Here is a 3,549-nt window from a genome sequence, read left to right as displayed (position 1 = left end):
GCCGACGCCCTGCCAGGGGCCCCAGGCGAGGGACAGTGCCGGCAGACCGAGACAGCGGCGGTGCTCGGCCAGGGCGTCGAGGAAGGCGTTGGCGGCGGCGTAGTTGGCCTGGCCGGGACTGCCGAGCACACCGGCGGCGGAGGAGAACAGCACGAACGCCGTGAGGTCCAGGCTCTCGGTCAGTTCGTGCAGGTGCCAGGCCGCGTCCGCCTTGGGGCGGAGCACCGCCGTGAGCCGCTCGGCGGTGAGGTCGCCGACCAGCCCGTCGTCGACGACGCCCGCGAGATGGACGACGGCGGTGAGGGGGTGTTCGGCGGGGACATCGGCCAGCAGCCCGGCCAGCGCCCCCCGGTCGGCGACGTCGCATGCCGCGAGGGTGACGTGGGCGCCGGCCTCGGCGAGTGCGGCCGCCAGCTCGTCCGCCCCGGGGGCCGCCGCCCCCTGGCGCCCGGCCAGCAGCAGTCGTCGTACGCCGTGCCGGGCCACGAGGTGACGGGCCACCAGGGCGCCGAGGGCGCCGGTGCCTCCGGTGATCAGGACGGTGCCGTGGGCGGCGAACGGCGCCTCGGGCAGGGCCGCTTCGCCGTCCGCCGCGGGGGCGTCGGCGCTCGGGAGGGCCGCCGGTTGGTCCGGCGGCAGGGGGGCGAGCCTCGGTACCCGGGCCGTGCCCCGGCGGAGGGCGAGTTGGGGCTCGCCGGTGGCGACGGCGCGGGGCAGCGCCGCGAGGGAGGCGGGGTCGTCGTCGAGGTCGACGAGGACCACACGGTCCGGGTGTTCCGACTGGGCGGCACGGGCGAGGCCCCATACGGCGGCGGCAGCGGGCCGCGGGGCCGCGTCGTCGGGGCCCGCGGCCATCGCGCCAAGGGTGGCGAGGACGAGTCGGGTGCCGGTGAGCCGCTGGTCGGCGAGCCAGGGGCGCAGCACGTCGAGGGTGCCGAGGGCCGCCTCCCGGGCGTCGGCGCCCGCGTCGTCGTGGCCCGGCCGGTCGCGGAAGACGACCACGGCGGCGGGCGCGGGGACCCCGGTGTCGATGGTCTCGGTGAGGGCGTCCCGGTCGAGGTACGGGACGACGTCCTGGCCGATGGCGGCGGCCAGTCGGGGGCGCAGCTCCCTCGGGTCGAGCCCGAGCATGCCCCAGCCGCCCGCCGGCGGCGGGGGTTCGGCCGGAAGCGGCAGGGTCGGCCACTCCAGCCGGTACAGGGGTTCGGGGCGCGGGGCGTCGGCCGGGGCGGCCGGGACGGGTGTGGGCGCGCGCAGGGTCAGCGCGTCGATGTCCAGGACGGGCAGGCCCTCGGGGGTGGTGGCCCGGACGGAGACCGCGCCGTCTTCCGTGGGGGTGAGCCGGACGTGCAGTTCGCACGCGCCGGTGGCGTACGACCGCAGGCCCGACCAGGCGAAGGGCAGGCCCGGCGGGACGGGCGTGCCGTCTGTGCGGTCCGCGCCCAGGATGCCGAGGGCCAAGGGCTGGAGGGCGGCGTCGAGCAGCGCCGGGTGGACGGTGAAGCCGTCGCTGCCGCCGTCCGCGGCGTCCTGGTCGGGGGTGTCGGGCAGGGCGACCCGGGCGTGGAGTCGGCCGTCGACCTGCCACAGTTCGGCCAGGCCCTGGAAGACGGGGCCGTAGTCGAGGCCCGCTGCGGCGGTGGTGGCGTAGAAGTCGTCCAGCGGGACGGGGTGGGCGCCGGGCGGCGGCCAGGTGGTGTCGCCGGCCGCGGGGGACCCGGGCGGGGCGGGGGTGAGCACGCCGGAGGCGTGGCGGGTCCAGTGGTCCTCGGGGGCCGTTTCCGGCCGGGCGTGGATCGTGAAGGGGCGCCGTCCTTCGTCGTCGCCGGTGTCGACGGTGAGGTGGAGGGCGACGCCGCCCCGGTCGGGCAGCGGCAGCGGTGCGTGGATGACGAGTTCGTCGAGCCGGTCGCAGCCGGTGTGGCCGCCGGCGTGCAGCGCGAGATCCACGAGGGCGGTGCCCGGCACCACCGGGACACCGTTCAGGGTGTGCTCGGCGAGCCAGGGCTGGTCGGTGCGGTCGAGCCGGCCGGTGAGGAGCAGCCCGCCGGTGCCGGGCAGCGTGGTGACGGCCCCGAGCAGCGGGTGGCCCGCCGTGCCGAGGCCCACGGACGACGCGCCCCGGCCGCCGCCCGCGCCCGCGCCGAGGACGCGCAGCCAGAACCGGCGGTGTTGGAAGGCGTAGGTGGGCAGTGGCACGGTGCGGGCGCCGCTGTCCGCGAAGTAGGCCCGCCAGTCGACGGCCGTGCCCTGGACGGCGAGCCGGGCGAGGGCCGTGACCAGTGCGTCGGCCTCGGGGCGGTCACCGTCGCGCGTGGTGGCGAGGCAGGTGACGGGCTCCTCGGTGTGTTCGGCGGCGGTCCCGGCGGCCATGGCGGTCAGGGCGCCGCCGGGGCCGACCTCCAGGAAGGTGCGCACGCCCCGGTCGAGCAGGGTGCGCACTCCGTCGGCGAACCTGACGGTGTCCCGGACGTGCCGCACCCAGTAGCCGGGGGCGCACAGGTCGCGGGCGGTGGCGGGGGCACCGGTCAGGTTGGAGATGACGGGCAGGGCGGGTTCGTGGAACTCGACCCGGGCCAGGGCGGCGGCGAAGTCCGCGAGCATGGGCTCCATGAGCGGGGAGTGGAAGGCGTGGCTGACGGTGAGCATCCTGGTGCGGTGGCCGCGTCCGACGAACTCGGCGGCCGCGTCCAGGACGGCGTTGTCCGGTCCGGAGACGACCACGGAGGCGGGCCCGTTGACGGCGGCGATGCCGACGCGGCGGTCGGGGTGGGCGGCGAGCACCGCCACGACCTCGGTCTCCTCGGCCTCGACCGCGAGCATCGAGCCGCCGGCGGGCAGCGCCTGCATGAGCCGGCTGCGGGCGGCCACCACGCGGCAGGCGTCGGGCAGTGACCACACGCCCGCGACGTGGGCGGCGACCAGTTCGCCCACGGAGTGGCCGATCAGCGCGTCGGGGCGGACGCCCCAGCTCTCCAGGAGCCGGTAGAGCGCCGTCTCCACGGCGAACAGGGCGGGTTGGGTGTACTCGGTGCGGTCCAGGTCGGCCCGCCGGTCGGGGTCGGTGGCGAGGACGACGTCGCGCAGCGGCCGGTCGAGCAGCGGGTCGAAGGCGGCGCAGATCTCGTCGAAGGCGGCGGCGAAGACGGGGTGACGGTCGTACAGGTCGCGGCCCATTCCGGGGCGTTGGGAGCCTTGCCCGGGGAACACCAGGGCGAGCGGGGCCTCCCGTGCGGTTCCCCGGACGATGTCGGCGGCCGAGGGTGCGCCGTCGGCGAGCGCGCGGACTCCGTCGAGCAGGGCGGCCGGTGTGCGGGCGACGACGGCCGCGCGGTGGGTGAGGGCGCTGCGGGTGGTGGCCAGCGAGCGGGCGATGTCGAGCGGTGCGGTGTCGGGCCGTTCGCCCAGGTCGGCGAGGAGCCGCGCGGCCTGGTCGCGCAGCGCGGCCTCGGTGTGGCCGGACATCAGCCAGGGCACGACGGCCGGGGACTCGTCGGCGGCCGGCGCGGGGTCGGGTGCGGGGTCGGGTGCGCCGGGCAGGGGTTCATC

At 77.7% G+C, this 3,549-nt stretch carries 1 protein-coding gene; it reads right to left on the bottom strand.

Annotated features, from left to right (window positions below):
- Nucleotides 1–3,549, bottom strand: a 3,549-nt coding sequence (locus AOK15_RS40920; RefSeq protein WP_157870536.1) for an SDR family NAD(P)-dependent oxidoreductase, incomplete at both ends; no start/stop codon positions are given.

Origin of the sequence: Streptomyces ossamyceticus, assembly GCF_001418475.1 — a bacterium.
In the GTDB taxonomy this organism is placed as follows: Bacteria; Actinomycetota; Actinomycetes; order Streptomycetales; family Streptomycetaceae; genus Streptomyces; species Streptomyces ossamyceticus.
The sequence above is the reverse complement of the archived record's forward strand: the minus strand, read 5'-3'. Positions and strand labels throughout refer to the sequence as shown.